General features: G+C 72.1%; 14 protein-coding genes. 8 read left to right on the top strand and 6 right to left on the bottom strand.

The window, feature by feature from the left end:
* Positions 1 to 37 precede the first annotated feature (37 nt).
* Together E1292_RS02025 and E1292_RS02020 are read right to left on the bottom strand one after the other, a co-directional pair.
* Complete coding sequence (locus tag E1292_RS02025) at positions 38 to 1,861, bottom strand: ABC transporter ATP-binding protein (RefSeq protein WP_132591384.1); 1,824 nt, start codon at positions 1,859 to 1,861, stop codon at positions 38 to 40.
* Complete coding sequence (locus E1292_RS02020; RefSeq protein ID WP_246089866.1) at positions 1,861 to 3,828, bottom strand: ABC transporter ATP-binding protein; 1,968 nt, start codon at positions 3,826 to 3,828, stop codon at positions 1,861 to 1,863. Before E1292_RS02020 ends, E1292_RS02025 begins: the two co-directional genes overlap by 1 nt.
* Positions 3,829 to 4,003: 175 nt before the next feature.
* Between E1292_RS02020 and E1292_RS02015 the strand changes: the two genes are divergently transcribed.
* The 6 genes from E1292_RS02015 to E1292_RS01990 all read left to right on the top strand — a co-directional run bounded on the left by E1292_RS02015 (position 4,004) and on the right by E1292_RS01990 (position 12,688).
* The gene (locus E1292_RS02015; RefSeq protein WP_132591382.1) at positions 4,004 to 4,423 is read left to right on the top strand and encodes an Hsp20/alpha crystallin family protein; all 420 of its coding nucleotides are present in this window, start codon (positions 4,004 to 4,006) and stop codon (positions 4,421 to 4,423) included.
* 51 nt (positions 4,424 to 4,474) lie between these two features.
* Positions 4,475 to 4,960 (top strand): general stress protein, encoded by a 486-nt coding sequence (locus E1292_RS02010; protein ID WP_132591380.1) that lies wholly within the window; start codon positions 4,475 to 4,477, stop codon positions 4,958 to 4,960.
* A gap of 446 nt (positions 4,961 to 5,406) precedes the next feature.
* Entirely contained in the window at positions 5,407 to 9,411 is a 4,005-nt protein-coding gene (locus tag E1292_RS02005; RefSeq protein WP_132591378.1) for a S8 family serine peptidase, read from the top strand.
* 61 nt (positions 9,412 to 9,472) lie between these two features.
* Positions 9,473 to 10,645 (top strand): AI-2E family transporter, encoded by a 1,173-nt coding sequence (locus E1292_RS02000; protein ID WP_246089864.1) that lies wholly within the window; start codon positions 9,473 to 9,475, stop codon positions 10,643 to 10,645.
* 62 nt (positions 10,646 to 10,707) lie between these two features.
* On the top strand, positions 10,708 to 11,322 hold the full coding sequence (locus E1292_RS01995) for a mycothiol-dependent nitroreductase Rv2466c family protein (RefSeq protein ID WP_220446607.1): 615 nt from the start codon (positions 10,708 to 10,710) through the stop codon (positions 11,320 to 11,322).
* A 73-nt stretch (positions 11,323 to 11,395) separates the two neighbouring features.
* Positions 11,396 to 12,688 (top strand): ArsB/NhaD family transporter, encoded by a 1,293-nt coding sequence (locus E1292_RS01990; RefSeq protein ID WP_132591376.1) that lies wholly within the window; start codon positions 11,396 to 11,398, stop codon positions 12,686 to 12,688.
* Here E1292_RS01990 and E1292_RS01985 read toward each other — a convergent pair.
* The 4 genes from E1292_RS01985 to E1292_RS01970 are packed head-to-tail and all read right to left on the bottom strand — an operon-like array spanning position 12,681 to position 16,941.
* Positions 12,681 to 13,139 carry a nuclear transport factor 2 family protein gene (locus E1292_RS01985; RefSeq protein WP_132591374.1) on the bottom strand — a complete coding sequence of 153 codons (459 nt, stop codon included), beginning with the start codon at positions 13,137 to 13,139 and terminating at the stop codon, positions 12,681 to 12,683. The genes E1292_RS01990 and E1292_RS01985 overlap by 8 nt on opposite strands.
* Before the next feature lie 54 nt (positions 13,140 to 13,193).
* Entirely contained in the window at positions 13,194 to 15,464 is a 2,271-nt protein-coding gene (locus E1292_RS01980; RefSeq protein WP_132591372.1) for a xanthine dehydrogenase family protein molybdopterin-binding subunit, read from the bottom strand.
* The gene (locus tag E1292_RS01975; RefSeq protein ID WP_132591371.1) at positions 15,461 to 16,456 is read right to left on the bottom strand and encodes an FAD binding domain-containing protein; all 996 of its coding nucleotides are present in this window, start codon (positions 16,454 to 16,456) and stop codon (positions 15,461 to 15,463) included. The genes E1292_RS01980 and E1292_RS01975 overlap by 4 nt, the downstream gene beginning before the upstream one ends.
* Complete coding sequence (locus tag E1292_RS01970) at positions 16,453 to 16,941, bottom strand: (2Fe-2S)-binding protein (protein WP_181958172.1); 489 nt, start codon at positions 16,939 to 16,941, stop codon at positions 16,453 to 16,455. The genes E1292_RS01975 and E1292_RS01970 overlap by 4 nt, the downstream gene beginning before the upstream one ends.
* Positions 16,942 to 17,061: 120 nt before the next feature.
* Between E1292_RS01970 and E1292_RS01965 the strand changes: the two genes are divergently transcribed.
* On the top strand, positions 17,062 to 17,709 hold the full coding sequence (locus E1292_RS01965) for a TetR/AcrR family transcriptional regulator (RefSeq protein WP_132591369.1): 648 nt from the start codon (positions 17,062 to 17,064) through the stop codon (positions 17,707 to 17,709).
* Between the two features lie 177 nt (positions 17,710 to 17,886).
* Entirely contained in the window at positions 17,887 to 19,497 is a 1,611-nt protein-coding gene (locus E1292_RS01960) for a cellulase family glycosylhydrolase (RefSeq protein ID WP_132591368.1), read from the top strand.
* Positions 19,498 to 19,636: the final 139 nt, after the last annotated feature.

Raw genomic sequence — 19,636 nt, 5'->3', positions numbered from 1 at the left:
GCCGGTCCGGCACCGGACGGACACGGTGACCTTGTGGTCACGGGGAGCCGACGGGGACGAATCCGGAGCCGGCTCGGTAGTTGGGGGACTGGTGGCGGAAGTAGGTGTTGTAGACCTGGCAGTAGCGGCCGCCCCGGGCCAGCAGCGTGGAGTGGTCGCCCTCCTCGACGATCTGGCCGTGGTCGAGCACGATGATGCGGTCGACGTGTTCGATCGTGGAGAGCCGGTGGGCGATGACGATCGAGGTGCGGCCGGCCAGCACGACGTCGAGGCCCTCCTGGATCTGGGCCTCGGTCAGCGGGTCGACACTGGCCGTGGCCTCGTCGAGCACCACGATCGCGGGATCCTGGATGAGCAGGCGGGCCAGCGCGACGAGCTGGCGCTGGCCCATGGACAGGGCGCGGCCGTGCTCGCCCACGTCGGTCTGCAGGCCGTGCGGTAGCGCGTCGACCCAGTCGCCGCCGCCGACCGCCGACGCGGCCGCGAGCACGTCGTCGTCGCTCGCCTCCGGCCGCGGGTAGCGGATGTTGTCGGCGACCGTGCCGCTGAACAGGAACGGCGCCTGCGGGACCGCGCCGATCTGCCGGCGGTAGGCGGGCAGGTCGAGGCCACGGATGTCGTGGCCGTCGATCAGGAGGCGGCCCTCCTGGAACTCGTAGAAGCGGGTGATCAGCTTGCTGAGCGTCGACTTGCCCGCGCCGGTGTGGCCGACCAGCGCGACGGTCTCGCCCGCCTCGATGAGCAGGTTGAAGTCGCGGAGCACGGGGTTGCCGGGGTCGTAGCCGAACGTGAGGTCGCGGAACTCGATGCGGCCGGCGATCCTGCCGGGATCCTGCGCGCCGGTCTGCACCACTCTCGGCTCGGCGTCGATCAGGGCGAAGACCCGCTCGGACGCGGACAGCCCCTGCTGGAACTGGGACCAGAACGCGGCGATGGACGTCAGAGGGAACCAGAAGAGCGCGACCCCCTGCAGGAAGAGGTACCAGTCGCCGGCGCTCAGGCCGCCGCCGAGCACCGCCGTGCCGCCCAGTTGGATGAGGGCGACCGTGGCGAGCCCGGCCACCAGGAAGAGCACAGGGAAGATGGCGGAGAAGACGAACCCCTGCCGCAGCGTCACGCGGTAGCTCTGCCGGTTGATGGGCCGGAACTCGTCGTAGACCTGCCGCTCCTGGCGGAAGTTCTTCGCCACCGCGATGCCGCCCATGGTCTCCTGCAGGTTGGCGTTGACCCGGCTCAGCGAGCGTTGCGCGTGACGCGTGCTGGCCCGCGCGAGACGGCGGAAGATCAGCGCGAGACCCACCACGATCGGTACGACCAGCATCGTCAGCAGGGCGAGCTCGACGCTGCGCAGGAAGAGCAGGACCGTCACGAAGCCGACCATCAGCACCTGGCTGATCAGGTCCATCGTCAGGGTGGAGACCGTGGCGAAGTCGTCGGTGTCGGACGTCACCCGGCTGACGATCCGGCCGGACGGCGTCTCGTCGTAGAAGGACAGGTCGCGCTCCAGCACGGCGTCGAACGCGTCTTCGCGCAGCCGCAGGACGACGTCGCCGGTGACCCGCGCGCTCTGCCACTGCCGGAGGAAGTTGAACCCCCACCCGAGCACCCCGGCCAGCAGGGTGCCGGCGACCAGCTGCCAGCCCACCTCGGCGATCGTGCCGTCGGCGAGCGCGTCGACGGCCAGGCTGGCCAGCAGCGGGATGGCCGCCTGGCTGACCGAGCCCAGCACGATCATCGCGGCCACCACGAACATCGCGCCCATCCTGGGCCTGAAGTAGGACAGGATCCGGCGGAGCAGGTCGCGGTCGTTGTAGGTGCGGTCGTAGTCTTCGGCGTCGAGGCCGTCCATGATGAAGCCCATCAGCGGGCCCTCCCCTGCTCGCTCTCCAGGACCGGGGCCTCGTGCGCGGGATCCAGCTCGTCCGGCCCGATCGCCGGACCTCTCGCCTCCTCCGGCCCGATCGCCGGACCTCCCGCCTCATCAGCCCCGAACGCCGGGCCTCCCGCCCCCTCCGGGCCTCCCGCCTCCTGCGGCGTGTCGCCCTGCGGGGCCACGTCGACCTCGTCGTAGTGGGCGAAGATCCGGCGGTAGAGGCGGCTGCGCTGGATGAGCTCGTCGTGCGTGCCGCAGTCGACCAGCTCGCCCCGCCTGAGCAGCAGGACCTTGTCGGCCCAGCGGATCTGGGAGAGCCGGTGGGTGATCAGCAACGTCGTGCGCCCGTCGAGGACGCGGCCGATCGCCTGCTGGATCTTGTCTTCAGTGGCGGAGTCGATGGCGCTCGTCGAGTCGTCGAGCACGAGGATCGCCGGGTCGGTCAGCAGCGCCCGCGCGATGGCCAGGCGCTGGCGCTGGCCGCCGGACAGCGTGACGCCGCGCTCGCCGATGACGGTGTCGTAGCCGTCGTCGAGCTCGGCGATGAACTCGGCGGCCTGGGCGTCTTCCGCCGCCCGCACCACGGCCTCGCGGTCGGCCCGCTGGCCCAGGCTGAAGGCGATGTTCTCGGCCACGGAGCGGGAGAAGAGCACGATGTCCTGCTCGATGGTGGAGATCTGGGAGCGCAGCGAGTCGAGGTCCCAGTCGCGTATGTCGACGCCGTCGACCAGGATGCGGCCCGAGGTGACGTCGTAGATGCGTGGCACGAGCTTGGTGAGCGTGCTCTTGCCCGAACCGGTCTCGCCGACGATCGCCACGGTCTCGCCGGGGCGCACGCTGAACGTCACGCCGCGCAGCACCGGATCGCCCTCGTCGTACGCGAACGTGACGTCCTCGAAGATGATCTCTCCCGCGATGGGCGCGGCGCGGCCGTCGCGCCGCTGCTCCAGCTCGGCCTCGGCGCTGATGATGCTCAGGATGCGGCGGGAGGAGGCGATGCCGATCTGCACCAGCGAGAAGGTGAAGATCGAGATCTGCGTCGGGAAGCCCAGCATGACGACCAGGCCCATGTAGGCCACGAGGTCGCCGACCGTGATGGCCCCCGTGCCCTGGAGCTGGAGGCCGTGCCACAGGGCGCCGGCCACCGCGAAGGCGTAGAGAAGGGTGGGCAGGTAGCGCGCCTGGACGAGGCCGTTGCGTACGAACGAGTCGCGATAGAGGCGCGCGTTGGCGCGGAACCGCCCCCGCTCCTGCCCCTCCTGCGCGGTCACCTTGATCACCTCGATGCCGCGCACGGCCTGGTTGAGCCCGGCGTTGAGCTCGCCGAACTGGTCGCGCATGCGGGTCGACACCGGGTTGAGCCTGCGCATGTAGTGGCGGAGCGCGAACACGAAGACGGCCGCGTAGACGCCCGGCACGAGCAGCAACCGGGGGTCGATCGTGGCGATGAAGAAGAACGGCACCAGGCCGGTCAGCCAGGAGTCGACGATCAGGTCGACACCGGGACTGATCATGATGGACAGCTGCCGGATGTCGTTGGCCGCCCTGGCCATGAGGTCGCCGACCCGCTGCCGGTTGTGGAAGGTCTGGCTCTTGCCGAGCAGGGCGACGTAGAGCTCGTCGCGGGTGTCGCGCTCCAGCCGTTTGGCCAGCACCTCGCTCCCCATCCTGGCGACCATGTCGGACAGGCCGCGGGCCGTCACCAGCGCCAGCATCGCCAGCGTGATCGACCACAGGGCGGAGGCCGGCTCGCCCCGCTCGCCCAGGACGGCGTCGAAGGCGTCGCCGGTGAACTGGGGCACGGCGGCGTTGAGCACCACCATGACCAACGACCCGCCGAGAAACCCGGCCAGGTGCTGGGGGTGCCGGCGCAGATGGGACCAGAGCCAGCGCACGGGACCGCGCCGGTCGTAGCGCGGACCGGAGACGGAGAACTCCGAGCTGTTGGTGGTCACCGGCAGGTCCTTTCCCCCTTGGCCGCAGTGGCGGCATCGGACCTGTTCCTATCACCAGGGTCTGACAGATTCCCATCGCTTTTCGTGGCGCTTGACATAAACCTGCAACTGTAGTTTCATGTTTTATGAAGCCACACATAGAAGGATCGAGCCACACGTACGGAGGTGGCAGACGATGCGGCTCACGTCGATCGACTCGGCTCTCCGCCAGCTGGAGCGGCAGTTCGACCGGCTGGCCCGGCCCGTGCTCGGTGACGCGTGGGCGGCGATGCCGATGGACGCCGTCCGCCGTCAGGACGAGATCCTGCTCCGCTTCGACCTTCCCGGCGTCGACCCCGACTCGATCGAGGTCACGGTCGACCGCGGCGTCCTGACGGTGCACGCCAGGCGCGAGGAGCCGTACACCGAGGACGAGAGCGTGTTCGTCCAGGAGCGCTCGACCGGCGACTGCACCCGGCAGGTCTACCTGCCTGGCCGCCTCGACGCCGACGGCGCCCAGGCGGCATACGACGACGGCGTCCTCACCGTGCGCGTGCCGGTGCCGGCCTCGGCCCGGCCGCGCAAGGTCGAGATCGCCAAGGCGCTCTCGAAGTGACCCATGGGCGTGACGGTTTCGCCACGCCCATCGCGAAGGAAGGGGACCACGATGTTCAAGACGGCACCGACGGTCATCCTGCCGGCAGCGGAAGACCGCCCGGTGATCGGCACCTACACCACCGCCGAGCAGGCCAAGAAGGCCGTCGGCTTCCTGGCCGAGAACGGTTTCCCCGTGGAACGATCCGCGATCGTCGGCCACGATCTGCGCCTGGTCGAAACCGTCATGGGCCGCGCCACCGCGGGACGCGCCGCGGCCGCGGGGGCCGCCACCGGCCTCTGGTTCGGCCTGGTGATCGGCCTGCTCATGCCGCTCTTCACGAGCTCGACGGGCTCGACGGGGGCGCTCGTGCTCGGCGGGATCGCGTACGGCGCGCTCTTCGGCGCCGTCTTCGGACTGGTCACCTACCTGGTCAACAAGGGCCCCGGGTTCGTCTCCCAGCAGGCCGTCATCGCCGAACGCTACGACGTCGTGACCGATGCGGCGGTCGCCGACGACGCCCGCAACCTGCTGATCAAACACAACTGGCGCACGTAGCCGGGGTCTCGGCGACAGCCCGGTCCGAGCCCGGGACCGAACCTTCCCCGCGTGGACTCTCCGCGCCCTCGCCGACGCGCATGGTGCTGTGCTCGTCTCGGGCCCGGACGAGAAGGCGGCCCCAACCGCGACTGCCCAGGGCCGAAGCTCACCGCGAAGCACGCTCGCACGGTATCGGCGAGCTCGCCGGGGATCCCTCTTCTCCTATGGCTCTCGTACGAAGCCGATCGGCGGGCCTCCACTCCTTAGTCGAGCGGGACCAGCTTGGGGTCACTCGTACGGGACGGCCATGTCCCACTGCCTGCGCTGTTGTCGTATTCATGACATGGCGTGATGTCGCCTCGGGGATTGCTTGAAGATTGCGCAGGTCATGGGCCAGGCTGCTCGACGGCGTTCGTGGCGCTCGTCGACATCGATGGCCGGGCGCCGCGAGTGGAGGCTCCCCGTTGCGACAGCACGTCTTTCCCGCCCGGCCACCGCGCCGCACCGCCGCCGCGATCTCGGTCGCGATGACGGCGCTGCTCGTCCTGACCGGGTTGGCGGTCCCCGCACAGGCGCAGGCCGAAACTGCTCGAACCCCGCTCCCCCAGGCGGTGGACGGCGACACACCCGGCGACGCGGACGGTGACACATCCGGTGGCACGGACGGTGAGACGCCCGGTGACACGCCCGGTGACACATCCGGCGACCCTGGCGGTGGCAAGGACGGTGACGCGGGCCGTGCGGGGGTTCAGGCGGAGCTGGCAGCGCGGCTGGCGGGCGGAAACTCGGCGTTCTGGGTGGAGTTCAAGGCACAGGCAGCGCTGAAGCGGGCCCCGACGATCAAGGACTGGACCGCACGGGGCGCCGCCGTGGTGGAGGAGCTGCGCTCGACCGCGGAGTCCAGCCAGGCGAAGGCGCAGGAGCTGCTGAGCGAGGCGGGGGCGCGGTACACGTCCCTGTTCATCGACAACTCGATCTACGTGCACAGCGGCTCGGCGGCGCTGGCGCGTGAGCTGGCGGAGGACCCGGCGGTCGAGCGCGTCCGGATGCCGCGCACCTACCGGCTGCCCGAGCCCAGGCCGGGCGAGCGCGTGGCCGCCGCCGGGGCGGTGGAGTGGGGTGTGGCCGCCGTCCACGCCGACAAGGTGTGGAGCGACTACAAGAGCGACGGAAACGGCGTCGTGGTGGGCAACATCGACTCGGGCGTGGACGTGTCCCACCCGGCGCTCGCCGGGGCGTACCGGGGCGCGGGCGGGACGCACGACTACAACTGGTACGACCCCACGGGGCTCTGCACGGAGCCGGGCCCGTGCGACGCCTACGGCCACGGCACGCACACCATGGGGACGATGGTGGGCTCCGGGGGCATCGGCGTCGCGCCCGGCGCCCGGTGGATCGCGGCACGGGGCTGCCAGGACTACCGGTGCGGCGAGCTGGCGCTGGCGTTGTCCGCGCAGTGGATGCTGGCCCCCACGGCGGCCGACGGCTCCGCGCCCGACCCGGCCAAGCGGCCGAACATCCTCAACAACTCCTGGTCCTCGGCGCCGGGCGACGAGTGGTACCGCGACTACGTGCGCCAGTGGGTGGCGGCCGGCATCTTCCCTGCCTTCGCCGTGGGCAACGACGGGTCCGACTGCGGCACCCAGCACTCTCCCGGCGAGTACCCGGAGTCGTACGCCGTCGGAGCCGTCGACCAGAACGGCACGGTGGCCTGGTTCTCCTCGCGCGGCGAGGAAGGGGCCGCCGACAGCAAGCCGGACATCGCCGCGCCCGGCCAGAACGTACGGTCCAGCGCCCCCGGCGGCGGCTACGCGGTGCAGAGCGGCACGTCGATGGCCGCCCCGCACGTGAGCGGCGCGGTGGCGCTCATGTGGTCGGCCGCGCCCGCGCTGGTTGGAGACATCGCCGCGACCAGGGACATCCTCGACCGCACCGCGCAGGACCGCGCCGACACGACCTGCGGCGGCACCGCGGGCGACAACAACGTGTACGGCGAGGGCATGCTGGACGCCTACCGGGCCGTCGGCGCGTCGCCGAGGGCAGGGGCCGGCACGCTGACCGGCACGGTCACCGACGAGCGCACCGGCGAGCCGGTGGCGGGCGTGCGGGTGTCCGCCACCGGGCCGCGCACGCTGGACACCACGACCGCCGCCGACGGCACGTACCGGCTCTACCTGGACGAGGGCGACTACGACGTCAGCCTGTCGTTCTTCGGCTACCGGACGCATGACCTGAAGGACGTGCAGGTGAGCGCCGGCGAGACGCGGACCCGCGACGTCGGGCTCTCCCCCGCGCCCACGGGGCGCGTGACCGTCCGGGTCGCGGACGGGTCGGGGCAGGGCTGGCCGGTGTACGCGGCGGTCACCGTGGCCGGGGCGGGGCGCACCTGGTTCGGCGACCCCGGCGACGGGCGGGCGGTTCTCGACCTGCCCCTGGACGGCACGTACGAGATCACCGCCACCCCGCGCTACCCCGGTTACGCTCCCGTGACCGGCCAGGTCACGGTCGGCGGCGACGTCACGCTCGACCTGTCCGCGCGGGTCGACGCGGCGGCCTGCGCCGCCCCCGGCTACGCCGCCGCGAACGGCGCGTGCGCTCCGGTGCCCGGCGCGCTCGTGTACGGCGCCGTCACCGACGCGAACACCGGCGACCCGGTCGACACGGCCTCCGTCACGAGCGGCGGCGGCGCCACGGAGGGCGAGACGGCGCCCACCCCTGACGACGACGCTCTGCCTGACGGCTTCTACTGGGTGTTCGCGCCCATGTCGGGCGAGCGCGTGCTCACCGCCGCCCAGCGCGGCTACCAGTCGGCCTCGGCCCGCGTGACCGCGGGGGCCGGCGAGGTGGCGAGGACCGACTTCACGTTGAAGGCCGGCCGGCTCTCGGTCGAGGAGGACGACGTCTCGGAGCGGGCCAGGCTCGGCCAGAAGGTCAAAACACGCCTGACCATCACCAACCGGGGTACCGCGCCGCTGACCTACGACCTCGCCGAGTCGCGGCGGGACGTCGTGGCCGCGCTGCGGGGCGCGCCCGTGCGCCGGGTCGAGGCGGACGGCCTCAGCCCCGCCGCGATCACGGCGGCCGCGCCCGGCCGGACCGCCACCGGCCAGGCCGCGGCTGCGGCGCCGTGGGCGGGTGTCGCCGACTACCCGACCACGATCAGGGACAACGCCGCCGGGCTCCACGACGGCAAGGTGTACTCCTTCGGCGGCTCCCTGCGCGGCGAGGGCGGCACGCCCGCCTCGTACGTCTACGACCCGATCACGACCGCCTGGACTCCCATCGCGGACATGCCGGAAGCCCGGCAGAAGGCCGCCTCGGCGTTCGTGGACGGCAGGTTCTACGTCGTCACCGGCTGGGGCCCCAAGGGCGAGCCGGCCGCGCGTACCCTCGTCTACGACCCCGCGACCGACGGCTGGAGCACCGGCGCGGACAACCCGCACCCGTGGGGCGCGGTCGGCTCGGCCGTGCTCAACGGCAGGATCTACGCCGTCGGGGGTTGCGCCGGAGAGTGCCAGACGGCGACGAACCAGGTCACGGTGTACGACGTGGCGGGCGACCGCTTCACCACCGCCGCCCCCTACCCCGAGCCGATCTCCTGGGCGGCCTGCGGCGGCCTGGGCGGCAAGGTCTACTGCGCGGGCGGGCTGGCCGAAGGGCCGCACGGCACGCAGCGCTCCTACGTGTACGACCCGGCCCGCGACGCCTGGGACCGGATCGCCGACCTGCCGTTCGACCTGTGGGGCAGCAGTTACGCGGTGGCGAACGGCAGGCTGGTCGTCGCCGGCGGGGTCACGAAGGGCGGCACCACCCTCACCAACGAGGCGTTCGCCTACGACCCCGACGCCGACGCCTGGACGCCGCTGCCGAACTCCCGCTACGCCCTCTACCGGGGCGCCGCCGCCTGCGGTCTCTACAAGGTGGGCGGCGCGGACGGCCCGCGCGTCACACCGTTCGCGGAGCTGCTGCCCGGCCATGACGGCTGCGACGCGGCCGGCACGGACGCTCCCTGGCTGAGCGCGAAGCCGGCGCGCGGCACGCTCGCTCCCGGCGCCAGCGCCCGCGTCACCCTCACCCTGGACGCCCGCCAGCTCGCCAGGCCCGGCACGTACGAGGCGGAGCTGGTGGTGAACGAGGACACGCCGTACCCGGCGCCGAGCCTCGGCGTGACCCTGGAGGCGCGGGCGCCGTGGCACTGGGCGCGGCTGTCCGGTCAGGTGCGCTCGAAGGCGTGCGACGGGACGGTGACCCCGCTGGCGGGGGCGACGGTCACGGTCGAACGCCACCGCGAGTCGTGGACCGTGGGCGCCGACGCCGAGGGCCGCTACGAGCAGTGGCTCGTAGGCGGCCCGTCGAAGGCGAGGATCACCGTCACCGCCGGTGGGCACGGGACGTCCGCCTTCGACGTCCGGCCGCTGCCGCACGCCGACGTCCGGCGCGACGTCACGCTGACCCGCGAGGGCTGCTGACCGCCTCGTTCAGATCACCGTTCGCCGTGGAGTCCCGTCCATTCGGGGCAGAGGTGATGGTGTGAAGAACCTCAAGCCCGGTCGGGATCCCCTGTGGGGGCTGGTGCCGCCGCTGCTGGCCAGGATGGCCGCGTGGAGTGCGTGTCTGATCCTCATCGGCGTGGTGGCCAACTACCTGATCGGGGTGGTGGCGGCGATGCGCCTCATCGCGCTGCCCGTGGCGGTCGCCCTGCTGCTCACCGCGCTGCTCTTCCCGCTGACCAGGCGCCTGGGCGAGGCGGGCATGCGGCCGATCTACGCCACGTGGGTGACGATGCTCGTCGCGCTCGCCGTGCTGGGCGGGACGGGCTGGATCATCGGCGTACGCGGCAACGAGGAGTTCCCTGGCCTGGTCAAGCAGGTGCAGGAGACCGCGAAGACCGTGGAGGGCTGGCTCTACAGCGGCCCGCTGCGCCTGGAGCCCAACCAGCTCAGCCAGTGGGTCGAGGACGTCGCGGGCCTGATCAGGGCGCAGCAGCAGCAGATCACCGCCACCGTGCTCCAGGGCACGATGGTGGTGCTCGAGGTGCTGGCCTCCATCGTGCTGCTGCTGTTCGTGACGTTCTTCCTGCTGAAGGACGGCGACCGGATCTGGGCCTGGTTCCTCAAGGGGTTCGGCACGGCGGCGCCGCGGGTCGACAGGGCGGGGCGGACGGCCTGGGCCACGCTCTCGCATTACGTGCACGGCACGGTGGCCGTGGCGGCGGTGCACGGCGTCGTCATCGGCATCGTGCTGGCGATCATGAGGGTCCCGCTCTGGCCGGCGCTCGCCCTGCTGATCTTCCTGGCGAGCTTCGTCCCCATCGTCGGCATCTTCTTCGCCGGGGCGGTCGCGACGCTGGTCACGCTCGGTTCCAGAGGGCCCGTCTACGCGCTGATCTTCGTCGGGATCCTCGTGGTGGAGCAGCAGCTCGAGAACCACGTGCTGCAGCCGCTGATCGTCGGCAGGGTGCTGCGTTTCCACCCGCTGGCCATCATCATCGTGCTCGCCGTCGGCGGCATCCTGGCGGGCATCGCGGGCGCGGTCGTCGCCGTGCCGATCGCCGCGATCCTCTACCGGTCGATACCCGAGCTCTTCCGTGACCCGCCGCCGGAGCTGCCGCCCCCGAAGCCGGGGACCCCGGTGGGTAATGAGCCGTCGCCTCTCAGACCGGCCGTGCCGGGAGACGGCGAACCGCCGCCGGCCAGAGCGTGAAGGCACGTCACCGGCTCGGCCGGCGCCTCCCGACGGCCGTGTGATCCGGATACGGTTGCATCGTGATCACGCGTCAGGTCGCCGACATCTGGTTCGACCCGTCCTGCCCCTACACCTGGGTGACCTCCCGCTGGCTGCTGGAGGTGCGCAAGGTCCGGCCCGTCGAGGTGCGCTGGCACGTCATGAGCCTGTCCGTGCTCAACGAGGGCCGGGACGACGATCCCGAAGGCGATCCCGAGGGCTACCTGTGGGTCCCGGTACGCGTGTGCGCGGCCGTCCTGCGGCATCACGGCCAGGAGGCGCTGGGCCGGTTCTACACAGCGCTGTGGACCACCGGCGGCGGTGGTGACTGGCTCGGCGACCTGCGCACGGCGCTGGAGAGCGCGGGGCTCCCGTCCGGGCTGGCCGCGGCCGGCACGTCCACCGACTACGACGGCGACGTGCGGGCCTCGCACGCCGAGGGCATCGCCCTGGTCGGCGAGCACGTGGGCACGCCCGTCGTGGCCGTCACGGGCGCGGGCGGCGGCGGGCGCGTCGCGTTCTTCGGTCCGGTCGTGTCGCGCATCCCGCGCGGTGAGGACGCCGGCCGGCTGTGGGACGGGACGCTGCTCGTGGCGGGCACCCCGGGTTTCCACGAGCTGAAGGGCGGGCCGCCCCAGGAGCCGGTGCTCGGCTGAGGCCCGCGCAGGCCCGCTGATCAGCGGTTGATAACGTGTGGTCGGCGGTCCTGTCACCGAGTCTGGAGTTCGTTTGACCGTTACGGCCTGGGTGGCGGTGGCCGCGTTCCTGTGCGCGTACACGTTGATCGCCACTGAGAAGGTGCACCGGGTCGCGGCGGCGCTCGGCGGTGCGGCGATCATGCTGGTGATCCACGCCACCGACGCGGGCTCGGCGTTCTTCAGCGAACATTCCGGCATCGACTGGAACGTGATCTTCCTGCTCCTCGGCATGATGATCATCGTCGGGGTGCTGAAGCAGACCGGCGTCTTCGAGTTTCTGGCCATCTGGGCGGCCAAGCGGGCCAAGGGCCGGCCGTTCCGGCTGATGGCGCTGCTGATCGTGATCACGGCGTCCGCGTCGGCGCTGCTCGACAACGTGACCACCGTGCTGCTGATCGCGCCCGTGACGTTCCTGGTGTGCGAGCGGCTGGCGCTGCCCGTGGTCCCCTACCTGATCGCCGAGGCGCTGGCGTCGAACATCGGCGGCGCGTCCACGCTCGTCGGCGACCCGCCGAACATCATCATCGCCAGCCGCGGCGGCCTGACCTTCAACGACTTCCTCGTCCACATGGGGCCGCTCATCGTGGTGCTGGTGGCGGTGTTCATCGGGCTGTGCCGGTGGTTGTTCAGGTCGGCGTTCACGTACGACCCCGAGCGGGCTGCCGAGATCATGACGTTGAACGAGCGGGAGGCCATCGCCGACCGCCGGCTGCTGCGGCAGTCGCTGGCCGTGCTGGTGCTGGTGATGGCGGCGTTCGTGCTCCATCCCGTGCTGCACTACGAGCCGTCCGTGGTCGCGTTGCTCGGCGCGGGCGTGCTGGTCGCGGCCACCCGGGTGACGACCGAGGACGCCATCCGCGAGGTCGAGTGGCCGACGCTGGTGTTCTTCGCGGGGTTGTTCGTCATGGTCGGGGCGCTGGTGGAGACCGGGGTCATCGGGCTGATCTCCGAGGCGGCGGCGCAGGCCACGGGCGGGCGGCTGGCGCTCTCGACGATGGTGCTGCTGTGGGGCTCGGCCGTGCTCTCGGCCGTCGTGGACAACATCCCGTACGTCGCCACCATGAGCCCCATCGTGGCCGAGCTCGTCCAGGCCGCGGGCGGCGGCGAGTCGGCGCAGGTGTTGTGGTGGGCCCTGGCCATCGGCGCCGACCTGGGCGGCAACGCCACGGCCGTCGGGGCGGCGGCCAACGTCGTCATCCTCGGCATCGCCGCCCGCAACGGCACCCCGATCAGCTTCTGGCAGTTCACGAAGTACGGGCTGGTCGTCACGTTCGTGACCGTGGCGCTGTCGACGCCGTACCTGTGGCTGCGTTACCTCACCTGAGCGGCAGGACGTCCACGCCGTGCTCGGCCTCGCCGCGCGGGCCGAAGATGCGCCGCTCGGCCTCCGTGATGGGCACGTCGTTGAAGCTCGCCTCCCTGCGCCGCATCAGGCCCGACTCGTCGAACTCCCACTGCTCGTTGCCGTAGCTGCGCCACCACTGCCCGGAGGCGTCGCGCGACTCGTACTGGAAGCGCACCGCGATGCGGTCGCCCAGCACCGCCCACAGCTCCTTGCGCAGCGCGTAGTCGAGCTCCCTCGCCCACTTGCGGCGCAGGAACTCGACGATCTGGTCGCGGCCGGTCACGAACTCGTCGCGGTTGCGCCACACCGAGTCCTCGGTGTACGCGCCCGCGACCTTCTCCGGGTCGCGGGTGTTCCAGGCGTCCTCGGCGGCCTGCACCTTGACGCGAGCGCTCTCCTCGGTGAACGGCGGGACGGGCGGGCGGGACATGGGCGCCTCCTTTTCCACGGAAGCCTAACGGGAGCGGCCCGGCGAACCGTGGATCTACAGCAGCTTGTCGAGGGTGATGGGCAGGTCGAGGACCCGCTTGCCGGTGGCGTGCCTGACGGCGTTCGCGACGGCGGCGGCGACCCCGGTGATGCCCACCTCCCCGATCCCGAGCAGCCCCAGGGGCATCGTCGGGTCGGGCTCGTCCAGCCAGTGCACGTCGATGCGCGGGATGTCGGCGTGCACGGGAACGTGGTACTCGGACAGGCTCGGGTTCATGATGCGGCCGGTGCGCGGGTCCACCTGGGTCGCCTCCGTCAGCGCCATGCCGATGCCCATCACGATGCCGCCGCGCAGCTGCCCCGCCGCCGTCTTCGCGTTGATCACCCGGCCGACGTCGAACATGCCCAGCCAGCGCGACACGCGTACCTCGCCGGTGTCCCGGTCGACCCGCACCTCGCAGAAGTGGGCGCCGCTCGCGGCCTTCACCCAGCGCCTGCGCTCGTTCAGCGTCTTCGCCAGGAACTTGAGCATGCCCGTCCCCCCACCCGCCTCCAGGTGGTCGCGCCCCGCGCGGGCCAGGATCGCCGCGTACGTCTCGCCGCGCCCTCCGTGGTAGAGCCCGCCGTCGCGGGCCTCCAGGTCGTCCAGCCTGCGCCCGCGCAACGGCGAGTCAGGCGCCCGCCGCGCCAGGGCGAGCGCGGACTCCTTGAGCTTGCGGCACGCGTCCAGCACCCCCGCGGCGGCGCCGGCGGTCTGCGCCGACCCGCCCGCGCCCGGCCCGGCCGGCAGCTCGGAGTCGCCGATCTCGACGCGCACGGCCTCCAGCGGCACGCCCAGCTCGTCCGCGGTGATCTGGGCCTGCACGGTGGCCGCGCCGACGCCGATCTCCTGCAGGGCGCACCGCACCACGACCGCGCCGTCGGCGGCCAGCCGCACGGTGACGTCAGCCGGCATCGTCAACGACGGGTGGTACGCCGTGGCGACCCCCATGCCGACCAGCCAGCGCCCGTCCCGCATGGAGCCCGGCCGGGGATCGCGCTCGCGCCACCCGAAGCGCTCCGCCCCCACCTCGTACGCCTCGCGCAACATCCGGTGCGTGAACCGTTTGCCGTCCATCGGGTTGCGCTCTGGCTCGTTGCGCCTGCGCAGCTCGATCGGGTCGATGCCCAGCTCGCAGGCCAGCTCGTCCATGGCCGACTCCAGGGCGAAGGAGCCGACGGAGTCGCCGGGGGCGCGCATGGCCGTGTTGGCGAGCAGGTCGAGCCGGACGAGGCGCTGCCGCAGGTGGATGGTGGCGGCGTCGTAGAGGTGTCGGGAGGACGAGACGACCCCTTCGGGCATGCCGCCGATCCGGGCCGTCATGGCCACGCTGGTGTGGATCAGCGCGGTCAGGTCGCCGTCGCCGTCGGCGCCCAGCGCGACCCGCTGCACGGTGGGGGTCCGGCCGCCGACCGTGCGGTAGACGCCCTCCCTGGTGAGGGCGAGCCGCACGGGGCGGGCGGTCGCGCGGGCGGCCAGCACGGCGAGCAGCGTGCCCGCCCAGACGAAGCCCTTGCCGCCGAACCCGCCGCCCACGTAGGGGGACAGCACCCTGACCGCCCGCTCGGGGATGCCGAATCTCTGCGCCAGGTGCGCGCGCAGCCAGGCGATGTTCTGCGTGCCCTCGTGCACGGTCAGGCGGTCGCCGTCCCACACGGCGATCGTGGCGTGCGGCTCCATCGCGTTGTGGTGCTCCGGCGGCGTGGTGAAGCGCAGGTCCACCGACACCGGCGCGGCGGCGAGCGCGGCCACCGCGTCGCCCTTGTCGCCGCCGGCCGGCTGGAGCACGCTGCTCTTCTGCGGCGACGCGTTCGGCTCCTCGGCCGCGAAGTCCACCACGGCGGGCAGCTCGCGGTAGGCGACCCGCACCAGGGACGCCGCGTGCCTGGCGGTCTCGGGCGTCTCGGCCACCACGACCGCCACCGGCTGGCCGTTCCAGTGCACCTCGTCCGTGGCCAGGTAGCTGACCGTCGTGCCGGAGGCCAGCGAGCTGAGGTTCATCAGGCTGGTCTTCGGCGCCGGCTTCATGGCCGGGGCGTTCTCGTGGGTGAGCACCTCGATGACGCCGGGCACGGCCCGCGCGGCCTCGGTGTCGACGGCCTCGATGCGGCCCCGGGCGACCGTGGCGTGGACGAGCGCGGCATGGGCCATCCCGGGGTAGCGGTGCTCGGCCGCGTAGCGGGCCTCGCCGGTGGTCTTGGCCCGGCCGTCGACCCGGTCGACCGGGCGTCCGACGTGCTTGACGGCGTCCTGCCGCGGCTCGGTCTCGGCGTATTTCGTGGTCATGCCGTGCCCTTCCCGGTGTTCAGCTCGCGCAGCGTGGCCACGATCGTGGCGCGCGCCAGGTGGACCTTGAACGCGTTGCCCGGCCGGACGTCGGCCCCGGCGAGCTCGGCCTCGGCCGCGCGGGCGAAGGACTCCTCGCTCGCCGGCCCGCCGAGCAGGATCCGCTCCGCCTCGTGCGCGCGCCACGGCTTGGCCGCGAGGCCGCCGAGCGCCAGCCGCGCCGCCGTCACGGCGCCGTCCCGCACCTCCAGCGCCGCCGCCACGGAGACCAGGGCGAACGCGTACGACGCCCGGTCGCGCACCTTGCGGTATCGGGAGCGGGCCGCGAACGGGGCGGGCGGCAGCTCCACCGCCGTGACCAGCTCGTCGGGGGCCAGCTCCGTCTCGATCTCCGGTGTGTCGCCGGGCAGCCGGTGGAAGCCCGTCATGGGGATGCGCCGCGTCCCGCGTACGCTCTCCACCTCGATCACGGCGTCGAGCGCGGCCAGCGCCACGCACATGTCGGAGGGGTGCGCGGCGATGCAGCTGCCGCTGACGCCCAGGACGGCGTGTGACCGGTTGAACCCGCCGAGCGCGTCGCAGCCGCCGCCCGGCTCTCGCTTGTTGCAGGCGGCGGCGGGGTCGTAGAAGTAGGGGCAGCGGGTGCGCTGGAGCAGGTTGCCGCCGACGGTCGCCATGTTGCGGAGCTGGGCCGAGGCCCCGGCGAGGATCGCCTGCGACAACATCGGGTAGCGGGCGCGCACCCGCTCGTCGGCGGCGAGCGAGCTGTTGCGCACCATCGCGCCGATCCGCAGCCCGCCGCCGGGCAGCTGGTCGACGGTGTCGAGGGGCAGGCCGGTGACGTCGACGACCGTGTCGGGACGCTCGACACCCTCGCGCATGAGGTCGACCAGGTTGGTGCCACCGCCGAGGAACTTCGCGCCGGGCTCGTCGGAGACGGCGCGGACGGCGCCGGCGACGTCGGCGGGCTTGACGTAGGCGAACGGCTTCACCGTGCCTCCTGCCCCGCGACGTCCTTGATGGCGTCGACGATGCCGTTGTAGGCGCCGCAGCGGCACAGGTTGCCGCTCATGCGCTCCCTGATCTCGGCCTCGTCGAGCTCTCCCGACCGCTCCGTCACGGCGCTGGGCATGCCCGCGCGGTGTTCGGCCAGCATGGCGACCGCCGAGCAGATCTGGCCGGGTGTGCAGTAGCCGCACTGGAGGCCGTCGTGCCGGATGAACGCCGCCTGCAACGGGTGCAGGTCGTCGCCGGTCGCCAGGCCCTCGATCGTGGTGATCTCCTTGCCGTCGTACTGGACGGCCAGGGCCAGGCAGGCGTTGATGCGCACGCCGTCGGCGAGCACCGTGCAGGCGCCGCAGGCGCCCTGGTCGCAGCCCTTCTTGGGGCCGGTGACGCCGAGCCGGTCCCGCAGGGCGTCGAGCAGGCTGACCCACGGCTCGACGTCGAGGGACTCGGCGGCGCCGTTCACTCGCATCCGTATCTCCGTCACGCGCTTCCTTCCGTCGGAACCGGTGTTCCGGCGACGCTAACAGAACAGCGTTTCCTTAACAAGAGAACGGTGTTCTTTTAAATGGGCGTCGTATGCTGGGCGACGATGACGCGGACCTTCCTGCGGGCCAGGCGACCCGAGCACAAACAGCAGCGGCGTGAGGCGATCCTCTCCGCCGCGCGCGAGCTCGCCACCGCGTCCGGCGTGCGCAACGTCAGCCTGGGGGCCGTGGCGGAGGCGGTCGGGCTGGCGAAGTCCAACGTCGTGCGCTATTTCGGCACCCGGGAGGAGATCTACCTCGTCCTCGCCTGCGAGGAGTGGCAGCGGTGGGCGGACGCGGTCACCGACCGGCTGCGCACGGCCCGCGACACGGCCGACGTGGCGGCGGCTCTGGCGGACACGATCACCGATCAGCCACTCTTCTGCGACCTGCTCAGCCATGCGAGCACCAGCCTGGAGCACAACGTGTCGGTCCCGGCGGCCCGCGAGTTCAAGGTCACGGCGCTGCGCACGGCCGCCGACCTGGGCGCGCGGGTCGGCCGCGCAACGGGGCTGACGGACAGCGAGGGGGCGGAGCTCGTCTCCGCCGCCGCGGGGCTGGCCGGCATGCTCTATCCGGCCGCCAACCCGCCCCCCACGATGGCCGAGGTCTACGCCCAGAATCCCGAGCTCGCCGCGCACTGCCCCCAGCTGCGGCCCAGCCTCGTCCGCGCCCTCATGGCGCTGGCAGCCGGGCTGCCCACGCTCAGATGAAAGTTTCACCCCTGGGCCGCCGGCGCGCGCCGGGCCGGGCCGGGCGTCTTCCCATGTAGGGCCCTTCCCCGGGGCTCGGAAGCGCGTGCCGCCTCCCGCCCGGCGCTGTACACGAGGGCCGAATCCGCAGACCATGCCGGTTACATAACCGGTTAACCCCAGCGGAAAGGCACCCTCATGACCAACCGGCTCGGGCTCGTGGCCGCGGCGTTCCTGTCGCTCCTCGTCTCGATGATCGTCGCCCCCGCTCCCGCGCACGCCGCGGCCGGGCTCCGGGTCAGCGGCACCAGGATCGTGGAGGCCAACGGGAACCCGTTCGTCATGCGCGGCGTCAGCCATGCGCACACCTGGTTCACCAGCCAGACCGGCTCCTTCGCCGGCATCAAGTCGTTGCGGGCCAACACGGTCCGCGTGGTGCTGAGCGGCGGCAGGTGGACCCCCAACGACGCCGCCGACGTGGCCAACGTCGTATCCCTGTGCAGACAGAACCGGTTAATATGCGTGCTCGAAAACCACGACACGACCGGATACGGCGAGCAGAGCGGCGCGTACACGCTCAGCCAGGCCGTCGACTACTGGAGCAGCGTCAGGAGCGCGCTCACCGGCACCGAGGACTTCATCGTCATCAACATCGGCAACGAGCCTTACGGCAACAACGACGTCTCCGCCTGGACCAGCGCGACCACCAACGCGATCACCCGGATGCGCGGCCTCGGCTTCGACCACCTGCTCATGGTGGACGCGCCCAACTGGGGCCAGGACTGGCAGTTCACCATGCGTGACAACGCCAGGACCGTCGCCGCCGCCGACCCCCAGGACAACACGGTCTTCTCCGTCCACATGTACGGCGTCTTCGACACGGCCTCCGAGATCACCGCCTACCTCGGCGCCTTCCAGTCGGCCGGCCTGCCGCTGGTGATCGGCGAGTTCGGGCACGACCACTCCGACGGCAACCCGGACGAGGACACGATCATGTCCGAGGCCCGGTCGCGCGGCATCGGCTACATCGGCTGGTCGTGGAGCGGCAACGGCGGCGGCGTCGAATACCTCGACATGGTGAACGACTTCAACGCCTCCAGCCTGACCTCCTGGGGCGAGCGCATCTTCCACGGCGCCGACGGCATCGGGCAGACCTCACGCGAGGCGACGTTCTTCGGCGGCGGCACCGGTGACGACACCACCGCGCCGACCACACCCGGCACTCCGTCGGCCACGAACGTGACCGCGAGCGGCGCCGCCCTCAGCTGGACGGCCGCCACCGACTCCGGCGGCTCCGGCCTGGCCGGCTACAACGTCTACCGCGAGCAGGGCGGCACCGACACCCTGCTCGGCCAGACCGCCACCAACGCGATCACGCTGACCGGGCTCAGCGCCGCGACGGAGTACCAGGTGTACGTGCGCGCCCGCGACGGCGCGGGCAACCTGTCCGGCAACTCCGCCACGACCACGTTCACCACGTCGTCCGGCGGCGGCCCCGGCGGCGGCTGCACGACCACCGGCACGGTGCAGAGCCAGTGGGACGGCGGCTACGTCACGCAGGTCGCCGTCACCAACGGCGGCTCCTCCGCCATCAGCGGCTGGACGGTCACCTTCACGCTGCCCAGCGGGCACACCGTCACCGGCTCGTGGAACGCCACGCTGAGCGTCAGCGGGCAGACCGTCACGGCGCGGAACGCGGGCTACAACGGCAGCCTGGCCGCCGGCGGCTCCACCAGCTTCGGCTTCCAGGCGAGCCGCCCCGGCGGCGACACGGCCACGGCGGGCTCCTACACCTGCGCCGCGTCCTGACCGTCCGCCGCGTCCCCGCCGCGGTTGCTACCGGGCGGGGACACGGCGGGACCGTCTCAGATCTTGATGACGGTGACGCGGTTGCCGCACAGGGCGGCGAGGTCCGCGGGATCGGAGGTGAGCGCGGTGACCGGCCCGG

It is taken from the genome of Nonomuraea deserti, assembly GCF_004348685.1.
Lineage (GTDB): Bacteria > Actinomycetota > Actinomycetes > Streptosporangiales > Streptosporangiaceae > Nonomuraea > Nonomuraea deserti.
The sequence above is the reverse complement of the archived record's forward strand: the minus strand, read 5'-3'. Positions and strand labels throughout refer to the sequence as shown.